This window comes from Herbaspirillum sp. NPDC087042 (assembly GCF_044745245.1).
Lineage (GTDB): Bacteria > Pseudomonadota > Gammaproteobacteria > Burkholderiales > Burkholderiaceae_D > Herbaspirillum.
In genome coordinates, this window is sequence record NZ_JBIUZW010000006.1 from 111,638 (window position 1) to 132,102 (window position 20,465).

Here is a 20,465-nt window from a genome sequence, read left to right on the forward strand (position 1 = left end):
TGGTTTCTCAGGCCAGCAGGCGCGCCGGCAGCACGGTGCCGGCGACCTCGCCGAAACCGATCAGCGGCAAGCCATCGCGACGGGCCACGGCACGCATGACGATGGTATCGCCATCTTCCAGGAAGACGCGCTTCTCGCCGCCAGCCAGGGTGATGGGCGCCTTGCCGCCGGCACTCAGTTCCAGCAGCGAGCCGGCTTCATCGGGTTTCGGTCCGGACAGTGTACCGGAACCGAGGAAGTCACCCGGACGCAGGTTGCAGCCATTGACGGTGTGATGCGCCACCAGTTGCGCCACGGTCCAGTAGGCATCGCGGTAGTTGGACAGCGACAGGCGCTGCGCCGGCTGTCCTGCCTCGCGCATGGCGGCGGTCTGGATCAGCACTTCCAGTTGCAGGTCGATGGCGCCGGTTTCGCGCAGCGTGGGCACATCCAGGTAGGGTAGCGGCTGCGGATCGCCGTCGGGACGGGTCCAGCTGCAACGATACGGGGCCAGCGCGTCCAGCGTGACGATCCAGGGCGAGATGGTGGAGGCGAAGCTCTTGGACAGGAAGGGACCCAGCGGCTGGTATTCCCAGGCCTGCACGTCGCGTGCCGACCAGTCATTCAGCAGGCACAGGCCGAACACCTTGTCCTCGGCCTGGCTCATCGGCACCGGCTCGCCCAGGGCATTGCCGCCGCCGATGAAGATGCCGATCTCCAGTTCGTAGTCGAGCCGCTTGCAGGGGCCGAAGCTGGGCGTCTCGGCATCGGCCGCGCGGGTCTGGCCGACCGGACGGCGGAACTGCTGGCCCGAGACCGCGATCGAGGAGGCGCGGCCGTGATAGCCGATCGGCACCCACTTGTAATTGGGCAGCAGCGGATTGTCAGGACGGAACAGCTTGCCCACCGAAGTAGCATGGTGGATCGAGGTATAGAAATCGGTGTAGTCGCCGATGGCGGCCGGCACGCCGTATTCGGCGCGGGCCTGCGGCACCAGGCAGGCGGCCAGTTCGGTCTGGTGCGGCGAACCGGTGCGCAGCAGGCGCGACAGGGCCAGGCGCAGCGCCGACCAGGACGCCGGATCCAGCGCCATCAGGGCATTGAGGGTGGCGCCGGCGCAGGCCGCATGGGCGGCGTGGCGCGTGAGCTCGTCGAAGCCCGAGAAGGCGCCGGCAGCCTGGGCGGCCGGCAGGTCCAGGATCTGGTCGCCGATGGCCACACCCGCGCGCAGCGCTTCTTCTCTGCCGCTGCGGCGGAACACGCCATAGGGCAGGTTCTGGATCGGGAAGGGGCAAGCGTCGGCGTTGGCGCTGTCGACCCAGCTGCGCAGGTCGGTATCGTGGGTTTCGTTCAGTTTCAGGCTAGGCAGGCTCATGCGCGCTCCGGGTTGAAGTTCTTCTGGATGCCCAGCCAGCAGTCCTGGTAGTCGCGTTGCAAGGTCGGCGATTCCAGCGCGTGGCGCGTCGGGCAAAGGATGTTGCGTGTCTCGAACATGAAGGCCATGGTGTGATCGACCTTGTTGGGCTTGCTGGTATCGATGTGGCTGGCCTTCTCGAAGGTGGCCGCATCCGGTCCATGGCCCGTCATGCAATTATGCAGGCTGCCGCCGCCGGGCACAAAGCCGCCGCCTTCCTTGGCGTCGTACTGGCCGGTGATCAGGCCCATGTATTCGCTGGCCACGTTGCGATGGAACCAGGGCGGGCGGAAGGTATTCTCGGCGGCCAGCCAGCGCGGCGGGAAGATCACGAAGTCGATCGTGTCCACGCCCGGGGTATCGCTTTGCGCCTGCAGCACCAGGAAGATGGACGGATCGGGATGGTCGTAGCTGATCGAGCCGATGGTATTGAAGTGGCGCAGGTCGTACTTGTAGGGCGCGTAGTTGCCATGCCAGGCCACCACGTCCAGCGGCGAATGGCCGATCCTGGCCTGCCACAGATGGCCGCCGAACTTGGCGATGAGCCTGAAGTCGCCCTCGCGGTCTTCGTACCAGGCATGGGGCGTGGCGAAATCGCGCGGATTGGCCAGGCCGTTGGAACCCAGCGGTCCCAGGTCCGGCAGGCGCAGCAGCGCGCCGAAGTTCTCGCAGACGTAACCGCGTGCCTCGCCGTCCGGCAGGCGCACCTGGAAGCGCACGCCACGCGGGATGACGGCGATCTCCTGCGGCTCGATCTCGATGACACCCATCTCGGTACGCAACTGCAGGCGACCGGCCTGCGGCACGATCAGCATTTCGCCGTCGGCCGAATAGAAGAAGCGGTCGGTCATCGAGCGGTTGGCCGCGTACAGGTGGATGGCGCAACCGCTCTGGGCTTGCGGCGAACCATTGCCGGCCATGGTGACCAGGCCCTCGACGAAGTCGGTGGGTGCGCTGGGCATGGGTTGCGGATCCCAGCGCAGCTGGTTGGGCGGCGGCGCCACGTCATCGAAATGACTCAGCAGCTTGCCCGACGCCATCGCCTCGAAGGGATGGTGCACGGCCGCCGGGCGGATGCGATAGAACCACGAACGGCGGTTGTGGCTGCGCGGGGCCGTGAAGGCGGTGCCGGAAATCTGCTCGGCATACAGGCCATAGGCGGCCTGCTGCGGCGAATTCTGGTGCGGCGGCAAGGCGCCCGGCAGGGCTTCGGTAGCGAACTCGTTGCCGAAGCCGGACTGGTAGCCACGGGTCTCGACGGCATGGCTGACGGAAGAATCGGCGATGGTATTCATGCAGGGGCTCCTCGGGAAGTACGATGCAGGCGCGCGATGGTCAGCGCCGAAATCAGTGCCGGCACGGCGGCGGCGATGAACAGCGAACCATTGGTCCACTGCAGGGCGATCAGCTGGCCGCCGATCACCGGGCCCACCACCGAACCGATGCGGCCGATGCCCAGCGCCCAGCCGATGCCGGTGGAACGCAGTGTGGTCGGATAGTAGGTACCAGCCAGTGCGTTCACGGCCGGCTGACCACCGACGATGCAGAACCCGGCCACCACGACGGTAACGAACAGCAGTGCCGGCACGGTCGCCACCTTGCCGATCAGCGCGATGGACACGCAGGCCAGCAGGAAGCACACGCCCAGCACGCGGGTGAAGCCGAAGCGGTTGATGAAGCGGCCCAGCGAGAGCGTACCGATCACGCCACCCACTTGCAGGGAGGTACCGATCAGCACCGCCATGCTGGTGGAGTAACCGGCGTCGCGGATCAGGGTGGGCAGCCAGTTGGAGAGGAAGTACAGGTTGATCAGGTTCATGAAGCTGATCAGCCACAGCAGCAGGGTGACACCGGCACGGCCATCGCGGAACAGCTCGGCCACCGGCATGCCTTCGGCCTTGGCGTCCTTGACCACGATACGGGTCTGTTCATCGATCGCGATGGCGGGGTCGAGCTTGCGCAGCCAGCGCGTCACCTGCTGGCGCGGACGACGGCGCAGCACCAGGAACTGGATCGACTCGGGCAGCCAGGCCAGCATGGCCAGGCCCAGTACCAGCGGCACCGCACCGCCGACCCAGAACACCGCATGCCAGCCGTGGGCCGGGATCAGCGCAGCGCTCACGAAGCCGCCGGCTGCAGCCCCCACGGTGAAGCCGCAGGACACCAGCATCATGCGCGTGACGCGCGAGGAAGACGGGCTGAACTCGCCCACCAGCGCCATGGCATTGGGCATGATGCTGCCCAGGCCGAAGCCGGTGATGAAGCGCACGATCAGCAGCTGATCGAGGGTCGTGACCAGGGGGGTAGCCAGCATGCAGGCCGCGAAGAAAAGGGTAGAGACGATCAGCACCGGACGGCGGCCGTAGCGGTCGCCCACCGGCGTCAGTACCAGCGAGCCCAGCAGCATGCCGAACAGGCCCGCGCCAAACACCGGGCCCAGGCTGGCCTTGCTCACGCCCCAGTCGGCGATGATGGCCGGGGCCACGTAGCCCATGGCCTGGACGTCAAAACCGTCGATGATCAGGCACAGGCCGCACAGCAGCAGCAGGCTGAACTGGAATGCGCCGAACTGGCCCTGCTCCACCACCTGGTCGACATTGACCATGGGGAGAGCGCCACGGATGTGGTTGCTCATTGTCTTGCTCCTCTCTGTCTTTCGTCTTTTGGACTTGGATTTTTCTGGTTTTCTTGCCCGCAGCGCTCACGTAAGGAGGCCGGACAATGCTAGGAAATTCTTGTTCTTATCGCGCTGACACTGTAGTGCAATCCCCCTTCTTTTACGATATAAATGCAAAAATACAATCCATTCATTTCGTGAATATTGCTGCACAGCCATGCCCCTCATCGAACCCCGCGATATCGACCTCAACCTGCTGGTGGTCTTCCAGGAAGTGTTCCAGGAACGCCAGATCTCTTCGGTGGCCCGCCGCCTGGGCCTGTCGCAACCGGCGGTCAGCAATGCGCTGGCGCGCCTGCGGCGCAGCTTCGGCGACGAGCTCTTCGTGCGCACCGCGCAGGGCATGCAGCCCACGCCGCTGGCCGCGCAACTGGCCGAGCCGGTGGCTGCGGCACTGCAGCAAGTGGCGCGGGCGCTCAATTTGCAGGAAGGTTTCTCGCCCCAGACCAGCCAGCGCCACTTCACCATCGCCATGACCGATGTCGGCGAGGTCTATTTCATGCCCACCCTGATCGAGGCCTGCGCGCGGGTGGCGCCGGGGGTGAGCATCAGCACGGTGCGTGCCGGCGCCATCGACTTGAAGAGCGAAATGGAATCGGGCCGGGTCGATCTGGCCATCGGCGCCTTCGACAATGTCTCTGGCGCCCTGTACCAGCGGCGGCTGTTCCGCCAGGAGTACGTCAGCATGTTCCGCGTGGGCCATGCGCTGGACCGGCGCGGCGAGGTGAGCCTGAAGGATTTCCTGGCGGCCGAGCACCTGATGGTGTCGTCACAGGAGAGCCCCTACGACCGCATCAACCAGAACCTGGAGAAGGCCGGCGTGCTGCCGCGGGTGCGCTTCCGGGTACCGCACTTCACGGCCGTGCCGTATATCGTCAGCACCACCGCACTGGTGGTGACGGTGCCGCGCAAGCTGGCCGAGAGTGCGGCGACACCGTTCGGCCTGCGCTACATCAAGCCGCCGTTGCGCCTGCCCTCGTTGCAGACCAACATGTTCTGGCATCGCCGCTACAATCAGGATGAGGGCAATGTCTGGCTGCGCGGTTTCATTTCGGAGCATTTCGCCGAGTAGGCCGCCAACCCCGGCAGGACGCCGCCAACGAAGAACAAGGGAGACCCCAGGCCATGAAGATCTACCGTGACTACACCCGCGAAGAGCTGGACCTGCAATACAACGTGCGCCAGCGCGTGACCGACTTCCAGGACTACTTCGACCGCTTCGACCATGCAGGCCGTGCCGCACGCCGCGCGCATCCGCATCTGGCCGACCTGCCCTATGGCGAGGACGTGCTGCAGAGCCTGGATTTCTTTCCCGGCGCCAACAATGGCCGGCCCTTGCTGGTGTTCATCCACGGCGGTTACTGGCGCTCGCTGGACAAGCACCAGTTCAGCCACCTGGCCCTGCCGTATCTGGAGCAGGACATCAATGTGGCGTTGCTCAACTACCGACTCGCGCCCCAGGTGCGGATGGGTGACATTGCCGCCGACTGCGGCCGGGCGCTGCGCATGCTGCACGCCAAGGCCGGCGCGCTGCGCTTTGACGCCAATGCCATCTGGCTCATGGGCCACTCGGCCGGCGCCCACCTGGCCACGCTGATCGCCGCCTTGCGCGCGGCACCGGTGCGCGGCATCTGCGGCCTGAGCGGCATCTATGACCTGGAACCGATACGCCAGTCCTACCTCAACGAGGCCTTGCACCTGTCACCCTCGGATGCCCTGCAGGCCAGTCCATTGCAGCTGGCCATGCCCGACGGCGTGCGCGCCCTGCTCTGCGCCGGCGGCCAGGAGTCCGAGGAATTCCTGCGCCAGCGGGATACGTATGCCGCCGCCCTGCGCCAGTCCGGGCATGCGGTGGAGGTGGTGGAGGCACCGCAGGCGCATCACCTGAGCATCATCGATGTGGCGGCTGACGCACAGAGCGGGCTGACGCGGGGGATGTTGAGGATGATCCTGGATTAGATTTCCTGACCACTGGGGCGTGGCGGTCCATTCAGGAATTGGGCAACCTCTGTAGCAATACCGTTCAGCTTAGAGAGATCGTCGCCTTGAATACCTCAGGACCGGCTAGTTCGCATAAAAACCGCTGTCGCCAAATAAAACCGTTCGGACTGAGTAGGCCCTTCAGGGCCGTATCGAAGGCGCTCTCAAGCCTGATACGCAGGAGCGCTCCTTCGACAGGCTCAGGACAGGCTTCGATACGCGGCCACGCCGCTACTCAGGACGAACGGTCTTTAGCGGCACGAGAAAGTCGGTTGGTCTCAAGCATCTGGCGCTTGAGGCTGGCTAGGAGAAATTGCGTCTTCGCTTGCGCTTGCAGCCGGGCTTCCGGTCTCATGCGAGACCGTAATTCGCTAAACTTTTTTGCCATGATCGAGCCCTTTCTTGGTCAAGGTTGTATCCCTCCCGCGAATATCGAGTTCCAACTAGGCACATGCCGCCGCCTGCCCGTCGTCTTCTTTGTGGGCGCAAAGAATATCAAGCACTGCCATCCAGCCAGTTTCCCCCAGGAAAACATCATCCATGCGTTGAATTTCTTCGTGGCATTGGTCGTGCTCAAACACAGATCGCGCCACGTAGCCCCACCCCAAAACGCAAAGATCCTCAAACACCAATAAGAATCATTTTCATCTGATTTATAATAGCGGACGCTCCACCCGCCCGGCCGAGTCCCCTTCCCGGCACGGAAGATAAACAGATAGCGCCCAGAGGCGCAGGCCACCCGCCATTCCGACAGCATGTTCAAGAAGATCTGGTTCCAACTCCACTGGTTCATCGGCATCACCGCCGGCACCGTCCTGATGACCATCGGCGCGACTGGCGCGATGCTGGCCTTCCGCGAGGAAATCATGGACGCCCTGAGTCCCGGCGTGATCCACGTCCAGGTGCGCCAGCAGCAAACCCTGACGCCCCAGCAGATCCTGGAACAGTTGCGCACGGCCGAACCGGGCCGGCGCGTCACCACCATGACCCTGAGCGCCGAACCCGGCGCTTCGGTGCGCGTGGTGTTCGCACCGCCACCGGGAGAGCGGCGCGGCCAGGCGCGCTATGCCGATCCCTATACCGGCGCGCTGCTGGGGCCGGTAACGGGCCAGGCATTCTTCGAGATCATCGAGCGCTTCCACCGCTGGCTGCTGCTGCCCACCGAGATCGGCAAGATCGTGCTGGGCACCCTGGTCCTGTGTCTGCTGACCCTGGCGCTGTCGGGGCTGTACCTGCGCTGGCCGCGCCGGCCGCTGTCGCTGCGGGCCTGGCTGCGGCTGGACTTCCAGCTGCAAGGCCGCTCCTTCCTGTGGAATCTGCATTCGGTGGTCGGCACCTGGTCGCTGGTGATGTACGTGATCTTCGCCACTACCGGTGCCTACTGGGCGCTGGACTGGTTCAAGGACGGCGTCAACACCCTGGCCGGCGAGGGCCACAAGGGAGCACCGATGCAGCGCGGCGGCAAAGGCAATGGTAAAGGCGATGGCAAGAAGGACGACGGCGCTCCGGTCCCGCTGGAACTGACGCAGGCCTGGCAGGCCTTCCTGTCCAAGGCACCCGATTACCAGAACGCGCAACTGCGCCTGCCCGAACAGGGATCGCAGCCGCTGCAGATCTTCTACCTCGGCCACGACGCGCCCCATGAACGCGCCCGCAGCCGCATGGTGGTGCTGCCGCAAAGCGGCGAGATCAAACAGCTGGAACGCTACGAAGACAAGAGCACGGGCGCTCGCTTCATCGCCGCCATCTACCCCCTGCACATGGGAACCTACTTCGGCCTGCCCGGCCGCATCATCATGGCCATCGCCAGCCTGATGATGCCGCTCTTCGGCATCACCGGCTGGATGCTGTACCTGGACCGCCGCCGCAAGAAGGCGGCGTTGCGCGCCGAGCGCGCCGCCCTGGGTACATCGGGTGCCGCCGATGAAGGCCAGTTGCTGGTGACCTATGCCTCGCAGACCGGCCAGGCCGAGCGCATCGCCCTGCACACCGCCGCGCGCCTGCGCCGCAACGGCATCGGCGTGACCCTGCAGGCGCTGGCCCAGGCCACGCCCGAGACGCTGCGCCACTATCCCCGCATCCTCTTCATCGCCAGTACCTTCGGCGAAGGCGAGGCCCCCGACAGCGCGCGCGGCTTCGAGCGCCGTCTGCGCCAGGCCGCCGGCCAGTCGCTGGCGCATGTGCAGTACGCCGTGCTGGCACTGGGTGACCGCCACTACGCCAGCTTCTGCGGCTTCGGCCATACGCTGGACCACGGCTTGCGCCAGTGCGGCGCCAGGCCGCTGTTCCCGCTGGTGGAAGTCGACCGCATGGAGGGCGCGGCCCTGCGCAAGTGGGAAAGCCAGCTGGCCGCACAGGGCCTGGAGGCGGCGCTGGACGATGTCCTGCCGCCCAGCGATCCGCACTGGCAATCGTGGACGCTCACTGAGCGCCGCCCCCTGAACACAGGCAGCCAGGGCGAGCCGATCTTCCACCTCGAATTGCGGGGCCAGGACGCCCCGCTGCCGCACTGGCAGGCCGGTGCCTTGCTGGATGTGATGCCGCGCCATGCGCCAGACCGTATCGCCCTGCTGCTGCAACGCCTGCATCTGGATGGCGCCACGATGGTCCGCCACCAGGGCGCGCAGAGCACCCTGGCCGACCTCCTCTCCCGCAGCGTCCTGCCCCTGCATCCGGCCGCCGGGACCGATGCCCAGGCCCTGGCCGAACAGTTGCAGCCGCTGGCGCTGCGTACCTATTCGGTGGGCTCAGTGCCGCAGGATGGCGCACTGCACCTGCTGGTGCGCCAGGTCCGCCACGAGGATGGCCTGGGACTGGCGTCCGGCTGGCTGACCGAGTTCGCCGAGATCGGCGCGCCGCTGCAGGTGCGCCTGCGCGAGAACCCAGGCTTCGCCCCGGTCGAGGGCGATGTGCCGGCCATCTTCATCGGCAACGGTTCCGGCATGGCCGGCCTGCGCGGCCACCTGCGCGCACGCATCCAGGCCGGACAGCGACGCAACTGGCTGCTCTTCGGCGAACGTAACGCCCGTTACGATTTCCTCTACCAGGCTGAACTGGAACAATGGCTGCAGCAAGGCCAGCTGACCCGCCTGGACCTGGCCTTCTCGCGCGACCAGGCCCAGCGCATCTATGTGCAGGATCGCCTGCACGACGCCTCGGCCGAACTGCGCCAGTGGCTGGAACAGAGCGCGGTGCTGTATGTCTGCGGCAGCCTCGATGGCATGGCCGCCGGTGTCGATGCGGTACTCGGCAACGTGCTGGGCGAAGCCGGCCTGCACGAACTCATCGAGCAGAACCGCTATCGCCGCGACGTCTACTGAGTTGCCCCTCCCGGGGAGGTGTGCCTGCACCTCCCCCGCCCCTTTCCCTTCCTGCTGGCAACCCTGCCACAGCCTCCTGTAGGCTGCCCCCGCTTTGTGCTGTAGGACAGCGCCGTGCGCGCGCCACGCACCGGTTCGCCGTCATATACTGGCCCGCACAGTGTCTGCCATCGGGATCCTGCCATGACCAACAACAAGACCAACTCCCGGAGCTGGCGCGTGCTGCTCCTGCTCATGCTGTTCTCTTCGCTGCTGGCAGGCTGTGGCTCGCTGCCCACCATCGTGCCCGACATGGACACGCAATCGGCGCGCGCCATCCAGATGAAGGGCGGGCGCGGCGTGCTCTCCGACGAACAGGCCCGCGCCACGCTGGAGAAGCTGCGCCAGCAGAACGCCGACAATACCCTGCTGGATCGCCACGTCGCCATCGAAGGCGCCATCACCGGCACGCCCCTGGTGACCGGCAACAAGGTGACCCTGCTCATCGACGGCCCGGCCACCTATGCCTCGATGACCCAGGCCATCCAGGCGGCGCGCCACCACGTCAACATGGAAACCTACATCATGGAAGACGACGAGGTCGGGCGCCAGTTTTCCCAGCTCTTCATCGCCATGCAAAAGAAGGGGGTGCAGGTCAACCTGATGTATGACAGCGTGGGGGCGCTCAATACCCCGCGCGCCTTCTTCCAGCCCATGATCGATGCCGGCGTCAATGTGCTGGAATACAACCCGCTCAATCCCACGCAGGTGCGCCGGGACTGGGCCGTCAACCAGCGCGACCACCGCAAGCTGCTGGTGGTCGATGGCAAGACCGCCTTCGTCGGCGGCATCAACATCAGCAGCGTCTATTCCAGCGGCTCCTTCAGCACGCGTCGCAAGAAACCCCAGCTGGACAAGGAAGGCGAACAGATCCCCTGGCGCGATACCCAGGTGCGCATCGACGGCCCGGTGGCGCTGGAATTCCAGAAGCTCTTCATCGATACCTGGCAGCGCCAGCGCGGCCCCGACCTGGGCGAGCACGCCTACTTCCCCACCGTTGCCGCGGCCGGCAGCGAGATCGTGCGCGCCATCGGCAGCACGCCGGAGGATCCCTACAGCGTCATCTACGCCACCTTCCTCTCGGCCATTCACCACGCCGAACATTCGATCTACCTCACCAACGCCTACTTCGTGCCCGATCCGCAATTGCGCGAGGCGCTCAAGAGCGCCGCACGGCGAGGTGTGGACGTGCGCCTGATCCTGCCCTCCCACAGCGATTCCGCGCTGGTGCTCTACACCTCGCGCTCGTTCTACCAGGAGCTGCTGGAAGGCGGCGTGCGCATCTTCGAACGGCAGGATGCCTTGCTGCACTCCAAGACGGCCGTCATCGATGGGGTCTGGTCCACCATTGGCTCCACCAACCTGGACTGGCGCAGCTTCGTCTTCAACCAGGAGATCAATGCCGTCATCCTCAGTCCGCAATTCGGTGCCCAGGTGAAAGCGATGTTCGACCGCGATCTTGATGCCTCCCGCGAGATCACCCGGGAGCAATGGGAGCAACGCCCCATCAGCGAACGCATGAAGGAGTTCGGCGCGAGCATCTGGGCGCGCCTGTTGTAGACTCAAGCTGGCAAGACCAAGAAAGGAGGCTGCATTGCGATCTGCCCTGCCTAGACTTGCAAGCCGGCTTGCAACCCGACTTGCTGCCCGACTTGCTGCCCGCCTGGCACTGTGCGCCACGCTGGCGCTGCCGGCTATCCTGCTCCCCCTGCAAGCCCAGGCGCAAACCCCGTCCGGTGCGGCGGCGCTGCAGGCGCGCTTTGCGCAATTGCAGGGCCAGCTGGCCGACAATGCCTACCGCCGCCCGCTCTACCTGGACTCCAGCGAGGATGGCAGTACCGTCAAGGGTGACATCTATGCCGTGCTGCCCTATCCCTTCGCGCAGGTGCGCGCCGCGCTCGACAGCCCGGCGCACTGGTGCGACATCCTGATCCTGCACCTCAACACCAAGTATTGCCGCCTGCAAGACGAAGGCGGCCAGCCGCTCTTGCGCATGCAGGTCGGCAAGAAGACCGAGCAGGAACTGGACGACACCTATCGCGTCGACCTGCGCTATCGCGGCGGCACCGCTGGCGGCGACTATTTCTCCTCGGCCATGCAGGCCGACAAGGGGCCGCTGGGTACTTCCGACTACCGCATCGGCATCGAAGCCGTGGCCCTCGACGAACAGCGTTCCTTCCTCCATTTCGGCTATGCCTATTCCTATGGCATGGCCAGCAGGCTGGCGCTGCGTGCCTACCTGATGACAGCGGGCCGTGACAAGGTCGGCTTCAGCGTGCTCAAGCGCAATGCCGACGGCCAGCCGCAATACATCAACGGCAGCCGCGCCACGGTGGAACGCAATACCATGCGCTACTACCTGGCCATCGACGCCTACCTGGCCAGCCTGCAGGCCGCCCCGGCAGAACGGCTGGAAACACGCCTGGCGCGCTGGTACGACGCCACCGAGCAATACCCCCGCCAGTTGCACGAAGTCGAGCGCGATGACTACCTTGCCATGAAGCGCCGCGAGATCGCCCGGCAGCAGGATACGCGCTAGGGCTGACTGGCCGCCTGCTCGCGCAACCACTCCAGAAAGGCTGCCACCGCCGGACGGCGCGCATGATGCGCCGGATAGACGGCGAAGTGCGGCTTGACCGTGATCGCCCGCTCCAGGCCGAAGATCGGTTTGAGCTTTTTTTCCTCGATATGACGCGCGGCAATGGTCGCGCTTTCCAGGGCCACGCCCAGTCCTTGCGTGGCCGCGTCCAGTGACATCTGGGCGCGGTCGAAGCGCACCGGGAATTGCTCGGGCGGGCGCACGTCGGCGAATTCGGCAAACCAGTCGGCCCACTGCACCACGCTCACATTGCTGCGGATCAGTTTCACGCCCTGCAGGTCGGCGGGGGTTTTCAGCTTGTGCTCGCGGATGAAAGCCGGACTGGCCAGCGGCACGACCCGTTCCTCGAACAAGGGCTCCACCACCAGGCCCGGCCAGTTGGGAACGCCGTAGCGAATATCGATATCCACCTCACCCAGCTCGAAATTGCTCAGGGAATGGGCTGCCGACAGGTTGAAGGTGATCTCGGGATAGCTGCGCGCAAAGTCGTTGAGGCGCGCCATCAGCCACAGACTGGCGATGCTGGGCGCGGAATGGATGTAGAGGGTATTGCTCACGCCCTGGCGCACGTCCATGGAAGCGGCCGTGATGGCCGAAATGGCGCCCTGGATGCGGGTCAGGTAGGTCTCCCCGGCGGTGGTGATGCGCACGCCATGCGCACTGCGCTCGAAGAGCCGGATCCCGAGGTAGGACTCCAGCCGCGCCACCTGGTGACTCACGGCCGAGGCCGTCAGGTGCAGCTCCGCCGCCGCCAGCGCAAAACTCTTGCGCCGCGCGACGGCCTCGAAGGCCTGGAGATTGGGAAGCGGCGGGAGAACGGCCATAGCTGGGCCCTGTGGCTAAGATGATGATTCTTCACTTTAACATGACGAGACTTCGCTTGTCGTCAGGCGAGGAAAGTTCGACCATGCATCTCAAGAACAATAACGGAGACATGGGCGTATCGCCTCGCCGCTGCATTGCAGCATCCGCACCTGCGTTGTCTCCGGTGTTCCGCAACCGAACGCAATTTTCTGGAGATATTCGACATGCTGCTCAAGGACAAGGTCGCCGTCATCACCGGCGGTGCAGGAATCAACGGTCTGGGGTTCGCCACGGCGCGCCTGATGGCTTCCCAGGGTGCCCGCGTGGTGGTGCTCGACCTGGCCCAGGCCGATCCGGCCGGGGCTGCTGCGCGTCTGGGCGAGGGCCATCTGGGCCTGGTCGCCGACGTGACCGACAAGGCATCCTGCGAGGCCGCTGCCGCCGAGGCGATGCGCCAGTTCGGTCGCATCGACATCCTGGTCAACAACGCCGGCATCACCCAGCCGGTCAAGACACTGGAGATTACCGGCAGCGACTATGACCGCATCCTGGATGTGAGCCTGCGCGGCACGCTTTACATGTCGCAGGCAGTGCTGCCGGCGATGCGCTCGCAAAAGAGTGGCTCCATCGTCTGCATCTCCTCGGTGTCGGCCCAGCGCGGCGGCGGCATCCTGGGCGGCCCGCATTATTCGGCGGCCAAGGCTGGCGTACTGGGCCTGGCGCGCGCCATGGCGCGCGAATTCGGGCCCGAAGGCATCCGCGTCAACTGCATTACGCCCGGCCTGATCGGCACAGACATCATCAAGGGCAAGCTCACCGAGGACAAGAAGGCCGAGATCGCCGAGACCATTCCCCTGGCACGCCTGGGCCGTGCCGAGGATATCGGCGGTGCCTGCGTGTTCTTGGGCAGCGACCTGTCGCAGTACTGCACCGGCATCACGCTGGACGTCAATGGTGGCATGCTGATCCACTAAGCCATTCTCATCACCATGCCGGCCTGGCCGGCAACACCAGAACAAACAGGAGACCAGACATGACCCAAGACCACAGCAAACCTGGCCAACCCGCCATGCGTCGTCGCCAGTTGCTCAAGGCCGGCGCCGTGGGGGCGGCCCTGCCGCTGTTTTCCATCGCCACACGCAGCGCCAACGCCGCCGAGTTCAACTACAAGTTCGCCACCGGCCAGGATCCCTCGCACCCGGTCAACAAGCGTGCGCAGGAAGCCATCGACCGCATCCGCAACGCCACCAGCGGACGCCTGGACATCAAGCTGTTCCCGGCCAACCAGCTGGGCTCGGACACCGACCTGATGTCGCAGATCCGCAATGGCGGCGTGGAGTTCTTCAACCAGGCCAGCGTGGTGCTCTCGACCCTGGTACCGGCGGCCGGCATCGTCAATACCGGCTTCGCCTTCCACGACTACAAGGAAGTCTGGCAAGCCATGGACGGCCCGCTGGGCGCCTACGTGCGCGCGCAGATCGAGAAGGTCGGTCTCTTGACCATGTCCAAGCCCTGGGACAATGGCTTCCGCCAGATCACCACCTCCACCAAGCCGATCAAGACCGCCGGCGATCTCAAGGGCCTCAAGCTGCGGGTACCGGCCGCGCCCATGCTGACCTCGCTGTTCTCGTCCCTGGGCGCCAGCCCCACGCCGATCAACTTCAATGAAGTGTATTCGTCGCTGCAGACCAGGCTGGTCGAGGGCCAGGAAAACCCGCTGGCCATCATCAGCACCGCGCGCCTGTACGAAGTACAGAAGTTCTGCACCATCTCCAACCACGTCTGGGATGCCTACTGGATCCTGGGCAACCGCCGCGCCTTCGAAAAGCTGCCCAAGGACATCCAGGAAATCGTGCGCCGCGAACTGGACAAGGCCGCCACCGACGAACGTGGCGACATCGCCTCGCTCTCCGGCTTCGCGCGCAACGACCTGCAGGGCAAAGGCGTGCAGATCATCGAGGCCGACAAGAATTCCTTCAAGGAAGCGCTGGCCCGTGGCACCTTCTACAAGGACCTGCGCGCCAAGTTCGGCGATGACGCCTGGAAGCTGTTGCAGAACAGCGTCGGGAGCCTGGGATGAGCGCCCTGTCGCTGGAGCAACCAGTAGCCGACGACCGCTCGCTGGCCGCGCGCCTGGAAAACTGGCTGGGTCACGCCATCGAGATCCCTGCCGCCGCGCTGGTGGTGGGCGAGGTGGGGGTGCTGCTGGCGGGCGTGGTGATGCGCTTCATCTTCAACAGTCCCATTCCCTGGGCCGATGAACTGGCGTCCATCCTCTTCCTGTGGCTGGCCAACCTGGGGGCGGCCGTCGCCCTGCGGCGCGGCACCCATATGCGCACTACCGTGCTGGTGGGCTACCTGAGCGAACGCGGCCGCGCCTGGGCCGAAGCACTGGCCATCATCGCCCCCTGCGTGATGTTGCTGATCCTGATGCAGCCGATGTGGGAATACGCCGAAGACGAGATGTTCGTGCAGACCCCCGCCCTGGGCTGGCCCAATACCGTGCGCGCCGCGGCCGTGGCGGTGGGGGCGGCGCTGATGATCGTCATCTGCCTCTTGCGCATCTCGCGCCAGAAGCTGGTCGACCTGGTGGGCGTGGTGGCCTTGCTGGCTGCCGTGGGCGCGGCCATGTATTTCGGTGCCGGCTGGCTGCAAGCCATCGGCAACTGGAACCTGGTGGTGTTCTTCGGCCTGGTGCTGGGCGTGTCGGTGCTGCTGGGCATCCCCATCGCCTTCTGCTTCGGCCTGGCCACCGTGGCCTTCCTGCTGACGGTGACCACCAGTCCGCTGGCGGTGGTCGCGGGTCGCTTCGACGAGGGCATGTCCTCGCTGATCCTCCTGGCGGTGCCCCTGTTCATCCTGCTGGGCCACCTGGTGGAGATGACCGGCATGGCCAAGGCCATGGTGGATTTCCTGGCTTCGCTGCTGGGCCATGTACGCGGCGGCCTGAACTATGTGCTGCTGGGCGCGATGCTGCTGGTCTCGGGCATCTCCGGCGCCAAGACCGCCGACATGGCGGCCGTGGCCCCGGTGCTGCTGCCCGAGATGAAACGACGCGGCAACCATGAAGGCGAACTGATCTCGCTGCTGGCCGCCTCCGGCGCCATGGCCGAGACCATCCCGCCCTCGCTGGTGCTCATCACCATCGGCTCGGTGGCCGGCGTCTCGATTGCCGCGCTCTTCACCGGCGGCATCATGCCCGGCATCGTGCTGGCGGTCCTGCTGGCGATGCTGGCCCGCTGGCGCAGTGCCGAGATCGTCGAAGGCATCCAGCGCGCACCGGGCAAGGTGGTGTTGCGTACCCTCTTCATCGCCCTGCCGGCGCTGGCCCTGCCCATCCTGATCCGCACCGCCGTGGTCGAAGGGGTGGCCACCGCCACCGAGGTCTCCACCATCGGCATCGCCTATTCGGTGGTGGCCGGCCTGCTGGTCTATCGCAAGTTCGACTGGAAGCGCCTCTATCCCATGCTGGTGGATACCGCCGCCTTGTCGGGCGCCATCCTCTTCATCATCGGCACCGCCACCGGCATGTCGTGGGCACTGACGCAATCGGGTTTCTCGCACTCCCTGGCCGAGGCCATGACCAGCGTGCCGGGCGGCAAGTACGGCTTCCTGCTGGTGTCGATCGCCGCCTTCGTGGTGCTGGGCAGCGTGCTGGAAGGCATCCCGGCCATGGTGCTGTTTGCGCCGCTGCTCTTCCCGGTGGCCAAGGCCATCGGCGTGCACGAGGTGCACTACGCCATGGTCATCATCCTCTCCATGGGCGTGGGCCTGTTCGCGCCGCCCTTCGGACTGGGCTACTACGCCGCCTGCACCATCGGACGCGTGCATCCGGATGTGGCCGTCAAGCGCATCTGGCCCTACCTGGGCGCGCTGGTGGTGGGCCTGTTGATCGTGGCCTTCGTGCCGTGGTTCTCGGTCGGTTTCCTCTGATCCCTCTCAACCCAAGAACACTCCAAGCAAGGAATCGCAATGTCTGACAATCTGGCAAACCTGCGCGCCAGCGCATACCGAATCCGCCGCAATGCCGTGCGCATGGGCGAGGTCCAGGGCCAAGGCTATATCGGCCAGGCGCTGGGCTGGGCCGACGTGCTGGCCGTGGCCTTCAAGCACGCCATGCAACTGCACCCGCAAGACCCCGAATGGAGCGGCCGCGACCGCTTCCTGCTCTCGCACGGTCACTATGCCATCGCCCTCTATGCGGCCCTGATCGAAGCCGGCGTCATTCCCGACGAAGAACTGGAATCCTATGGCAGCGACGATAGCCGCCTGCCCATGTCGGGCATGGCGACCTATACGCCGGGCATGGAAATCTCCGGCGGTTCGCTCGGCCAGGGACTGGCCATCGGCGTGGGCATGGCACTGGGCCTGCGCTACAACAACAACCCGGCCTTCGTCTACAACTCCATGTCCGACGGTGAGCTGGACGAAGGCTCCACCTGGGAAGCCGCCATGGGCGCGGCCCACCACCAGCTGGGCAACCTGATCTGCCTGGTCGACATCAACAACCAGCAGGCTGACGGCCCCTCCAGCAAGATCATGGGATTCGAGCCGCTGGCCGACAAATGGACTTCCTTCGGCTGGCATGTGCAACGGGTCGACGGCAATGACCTGGAGGCCGTGGTGCAGGCCTTCGACAACGCGCGCAACCTGCAGGAAGCCAAGCCGCGCGTGATCCTGTTCGATACCCTGATGGGCCGTGGTGTGCCCTTCCTGGAGCAGCGCGAAAAGAACCACTTCATCCGCGTCGATCCGCCCGAGTGGCAGCAAGCCCTGTCCATCCTCGACCAGTCTTATCAACAAGGAAGCCAAGCATGAACACCGTCGCAGAAAAGAAACCGCGCCTGACCACCTCGGCCATGATCGCCTCCATCGCCGGCGAAGGCCAGCGCGTGCAGGCCGCGCCGTTCGGCAAGGCACTGGTGGAATATGCCGCTGACCGTCCCGAGATCGTCGGCCTCACCGCCGACCTGGCCAAGTACACCGACCTGCACCTGTTCCAGAAGGCCTATCCGGAGCGCTTCTTCCAGATGGGCATGGCCGAGCAGTTGCTGATGGCCACCGCCGGCGGCATGGCCAAGGAAGGCCTGGTCCCCTTTGCCACCACCTATGCGGTATTTGCCACCCGGCGCGCCTACGACTTCATCCACCAGGTGATTGCCGAGGAAAACCTGAACGTCAAGATCTGCTGCGCCCTGCCGGGCCTGACCACCGGTTACGGCCCCAGCCACCAGGCCACGGAAGACCTGGCGATGATGCGCGCCATTCCCGGCATGACCATCGTCGATCCCTGCGATGCGCTGGATCTGGAGCAGGCCGTGCCCCAGATCGCCGCCCACCAGGGCCCGGTCTACATGCGCCTGGCACGTGGCAATGTGCCGCTGGTGCTGGATGAATACGACTACAAGTTTGAACTGGGCCGCGCCAAGGAAATCCGCGACGGCAACGATGTGCTGATCATCTCCAGCGGCTTCATGACCATGCGCGCGCTGGAAGTGGCCAAGGCGCTGGAAGCCGACAATGTCAGCGTGGGCGTGCTGCACTGCCCGACCATCAAGCCCTTTGACGAAGCGACCGCGATCGAACAGGTCAAGAAGAAGAACCGCCTGGTGGTGGTGGCCGAGAACCACTCGGTCATCGGTGGCCTGGGCGAGATCGTCGCCAGCACCCTCATGCGCCATCGCGTGCAGCCGGCCGGCTTCCAGATGGCCGGCCTGCCCGACGCCTTCCTCGACGCGGGCGCACTGCCGACCCTGCATGACCGCTATGGGATCAGCTGCGAGGTGTTGAGCCGGCGGATCAGGGAGTGGTTGAAGTAAGCCCGGGCCAAGCGATGGTCGCTATCCTGAGATTCCTGCTAAGGAAACTGGACGGCGACACTGGCCCGCCGCGCTCGCGCGACGTCCTTGAGCGCGGCAGCCAGCAATTCTGGGTCATTGGCAGCACGGATATCCGCAAGATAGGCCGTAATGGCTTCCTCGCTGTCGAGATACCGTACCGAATCAAAGACTGGAAGATCGGCAGCCCGTATGCGCTCTGTCATGGTCATCCATTTCCTGGTTTGTGCTTCAAAGTTCATAGACATCCGTCATAAAAAAAGGAGACCCAGGTCTCCTTTTTTCATGCTGCGCTGGCCGCTCACTTCAGGCTCAGCACCCACTTCACCAGCTGGTGGGCTTCGGCTTCGGTCACCTGGGCCTTGTTGGCCGGCATCGGGACTGCGCCCCAGACGCCGCTGCCGCCTTCAAGCACCTTCTTGACCAGCTTGGCTTCGGCATCCTTCTGGCCGGCGTACTTCTTGGCCACATCCTTGTAGGCGGGACCGACGATCTTGGCATCCACCGAGTGGCAGGCCATGCAATTCTTGGACTTGGCCAGTTGCTCATTGGCCATGGCTTCGGCAGAAATGGCCGAACCGGCCACCAGGGTGGCGATCAACAACAGGTATTTCATGGGGGCTCCTCAGCGTGCGGTGGACGACAATCGCCTGCTGCAACACTTGTCAAGGCGCTTTACAGGCGCAGCCATTCTACCCGGCTTCAACCTGACTCCCATATCTGTCCTTGCGTATAACTGTCATAGATCAAATTCCATGACAGAAACACCTCGTACCCCATCCCTCCTTGCCGCCGACTGTGCGCCGGGGATATCATTGGCACCCGACTCATTCGGAATCGATATCAATCCATGTCCGACCAACCCCGCCTGGAACTGCGCCAGCTGCGCTACTTCGCCGCCGTTGCCGAGGAAAAACATTTCGGCCGCGCCGCCGCCCGCCTGCACATGACCCAGCCGCCGCTGTCGCAGACCATCGCCGCGCTGGAAGACCTGCTGGGCACGCCCCTGTTCCACCGCACCAAGCGCAGCGTGGCCCTGACGGCCGCCGGTGCCGCATTGTTGCCAGAAGCACAACGCATCCTGCAACAAGCCGCCGCCCTGCCCGACCTGGCGCGCCGCGCCGCCAGCGGGGCCTCGGGCCTGCTGTCGCTATCCTTCATCTCCAGTGCCGACTACAGCATCCTGCCGCCGCTGCTGCAGCGCTTCCGCGCCCGCTACCCGCAGGTGCAGATCGAGCTGCGCGAGGCTACCACCGACATCCAGCTGGAAGACCTGATGCAGGGCAAGATCGATGCCGGCCTGCTGCTGCCGCCCCTGCCCGAAAAGGCTGCCGCCCTGCTGGATGTGCGCCCGGTACTGTCGGAGCCGCTGATCGCGGCCCTGCCCGAGGGCACCGTCAAGAAGCCCGGCCCGGTCTCCCTGAAGAGCCTGCGCGAGCTGCCGCTGATCATCTTCCCGCGCCGTATCTCGCCAGCCTTCCATGACACCATCCTGTCCTGCTTTCGCGATGCGGGCGTGACGCCCCATATCGGCCAGGAAGCCATCCAGATGCAAACCATCGTCGGCCTGGTGTCGGCTGGCATGGGCATGGCGCTTGTGCCACAATCCGTGTCGAACCTGAAGCGCCCGGGTGTCGACTACCGCCGCTTGAGCGACCCGGCGCCGGAAATCCAGACCGGCCTGGCCTGGCGGCGCGACAGCACCTCCAGCGTACTGCGGGCGCTGCTGGAGCTGCTCGACGACCCGGCCTGAGCGCTATCCTGACAAATCGCGGACAAGAACTTGTGCCTCCGGCCGCGCTCCAAGTGCCGTTTG

Annotated in this window: 17 protein-coding genes; 11 read left to right on the forward strand and 6 right to left on the reverse strand. The window is 65.2% G+C overall.

Going from position 1 to position 20,465, the window contains the following annotated elements; translation table 11 throughout:
* Positions 1–7: 7 nt before the first annotated feature.
* Genes fahA through ACIPHN_RS10420 form a run of 3 tightly spaced genes read right to left on the reverse strand, consistent with a single transcriptional unit; the run spans position 8 to position 4,028 of the window.
* Positions 8–1,354, reverse strand: coding sequence for a fumarylacetoacetase (gene fahA / locus ACIPHN_RS10410; RefSeq protein ID WP_400435860.1), 1,347 nt, complete (start codon positions 1,352–1,354; stop codon positions 8–10).
* Positions 1,351–2,688 carry a homogentisate 1,2-dioxygenase gene (gene hmgA / locus ACIPHN_RS10415; protein WP_400435861.1) on the reverse strand — a complete coding sequence of 446 codons (1,338 nt, stop codon included), beginning with the start codon at positions 2,686–2,688 and terminating at the stop codon, positions 1,351–1,353. The genes fahA and hmgA overlap by 4 nt, the downstream gene beginning before the upstream one ends.
* Entirely contained in the window at positions 2,685–4,028 is a 1,344-nt protein-coding gene (locus ACIPHN_RS10420) for an MFS transporter (RefSeq protein ID WP_400435863.1), read from the reverse strand. The genes hmgA and ACIPHN_RS10420 overlap by 4 nt, the downstream gene beginning before the upstream one ends.
* A 199-nt stretch (positions 4,029–4,227) precedes the next feature.
* Between ACIPHN_RS10420 and ACIPHN_RS10425 the strand changes: the two genes are divergently transcribed.
* The 5 genes from ACIPHN_RS10425 to ACIPHN_RS10445 all read left to right on the forward strand — a co-directional run bounded on the left by ACIPHN_RS10425 (position 4,228) and on the right by ACIPHN_RS10445 (position 11,948).
* Positions 4,228–5,142 carry a LysR family transcriptional regulator gene (locus ACIPHN_RS10425; protein ID WP_400435865.1) on the forward strand — a complete coding sequence of 305 codons (915 nt, stop codon included), beginning with the start codon at positions 4,228–4,230 and terminating at the stop codon, positions 5,140–5,142.
* A gap of 53 nt (positions 5,143–5,195) precedes the next feature.
* Positions 5,196–6,029: an alpha/beta hydrolase gene (locus ACIPHN_RS10430; protein ID WP_400435867.1), complete on the forward strand. Its 834-nt coding sequence runs from the start codon at positions 5,196–5,198 to the stop codon at positions 6,027–6,029.
* Positions 6,030–6,805: 776 nt separating this feature from the next.
* Positions 6,806–9,370, forward strand: a complete 2,565-nt coding sequence (locus tag ACIPHN_RS10435; RefSeq protein ID WP_400435868.1) for a PepSY domain-containing protein — start codon at positions 6,806–6,808, stop codon at positions 9,368–9,370.
* Between the two features lie 183 nt (positions 9,371–9,553).
* Entirely contained in the window at positions 9,554–10,969 is a 1,416-nt protein-coding gene (cls, locus tag ACIPHN_RS10440; RefSeq protein WP_400435869.1) for a cardiolipin synthase, read from the forward strand.
* Between the two features lie 34 nt (positions 10,970–11,003).
* Positions 11,004–11,948, forward strand: coding sequence for a hypothetical protein (locus tag ACIPHN_RS10445; RefSeq protein WP_400435870.1), 945 nt, complete (start codon positions 11,004–11,006; stop codon positions 11,946–11,948).
* Here the strand turns inward: ACIPHN_RS10445 and ACIPHN_RS10450 are convergent.
* A complete protein-coding gene (locus tag ACIPHN_RS10450) occupies positions 11,945–12,832 on the reverse strand; it encodes a LysR substrate-binding domain-containing protein (RefSeq protein WP_400435871.1) in 888 nt (295 codons plus the stop codon). The two genes, ACIPHN_RS10445 and ACIPHN_RS10450, sit on opposite strands and share 4 nt — an antisense overlap.
* Before the next feature lie 204 nt (positions 12,833–13,036).
* Between ACIPHN_RS10450 and ACIPHN_RS10455 the strand changes: the two genes are divergently transcribed.
* From ACIPHN_RS10455 to ACIPHN_RS10475, 5 genes are read left to right on the forward strand one after another with little or no spacing between them, the layout of a single operon-like run.
* Positions 13,037–13,786 (forward strand): SDR family NAD(P)-dependent oxidoreductase, encoded by a 750-nt coding sequence (locus tag ACIPHN_RS10455; protein WP_400435872.1) that lies wholly within the window; start codon positions 13,037–13,039, stop codon positions 13,784–13,786.
* A 59-nt stretch (positions 13,787–13,845) separates the two neighbouring features.
* Complete coding sequence (locus ACIPHN_RS10460) at positions 13,846–14,892, forward strand: TRAP transporter substrate-binding protein (RefSeq protein WP_400435873.1); 1,047 nt, start codon at positions 13,846–13,848, stop codon at positions 14,890–14,892.
* Positions 14,889–16,745 carry a TRAP transporter large permease subunit gene (locus ACIPHN_RS10465; RefSeq protein ID WP_400435875.1) on the forward strand — a complete coding sequence of 619 codons (1,857 nt, stop codon included), beginning with the start codon at positions 14,889–14,891 and terminating at the stop codon, positions 16,743–16,745. Before ACIPHN_RS10460 ends, ACIPHN_RS10465 begins: the two co-directional genes overlap by 4 nt.
* A 39-nt stretch (positions 16,746–16,784) precedes the next feature.
* Positions 16,785–17,630 (forward strand): transketolase, encoded by an 846-nt coding sequence (locus tag ACIPHN_RS10470; RefSeq protein WP_400435876.1) that lies wholly within the window; start codon positions 16,785–16,787, stop codon positions 17,628–17,630.
* Positions 17,627–18,631 (forward strand): transketolase family protein, encoded by a 1,005-nt coding sequence (locus ACIPHN_RS10475; RefSeq protein ID WP_400435877.1) that lies wholly within the window; start codon positions 17,627–17,629, stop codon positions 18,629–18,631. Before ACIPHN_RS10470 ends, ACIPHN_RS10475 begins: the two co-directional genes overlap by 4 nt.
* 38 nt (positions 18,632–18,669) lie before the next feature.
* Here ACIPHN_RS10475 and ACIPHN_RS10480 read toward each other — a convergent pair whose 3' ends face one another.
* Complete coding sequence (locus ACIPHN_RS10480; protein ID WP_400435879.1) at positions 18,670–18,891, reverse strand: DNA-binding protein; 222 nt, start codon at positions 18,889–18,891, stop codon at positions 18,670–18,672.
* 59 nt (positions 18,892–18,950) lie between these two features.
* Positions 18,951–19,265 (reverse strand): c-type cytochrome, encoded by a 315-nt coding sequence (locus tag ACIPHN_RS10485; protein ID WP_400435881.1) that lies wholly within the window; start codon positions 19,263–19,265, stop codon positions 18,951–18,953.
* A 234-nt stretch (positions 19,266–19,499) separates the two neighbouring features.
* On the opposite strand from ACIPHN_RS10485, the gene ACIPHN_RS10490 reads away from it, so the two are divergent.
* Entirely contained in the window at positions 19,500–20,402 is a 903-nt protein-coding gene (locus ACIPHN_RS10490) for a LysR family transcriptional regulator (protein ID WP_400435883.1), read from the forward strand.
* Positions 20,403–20,465 lie beyond the last annotated feature (63 nt).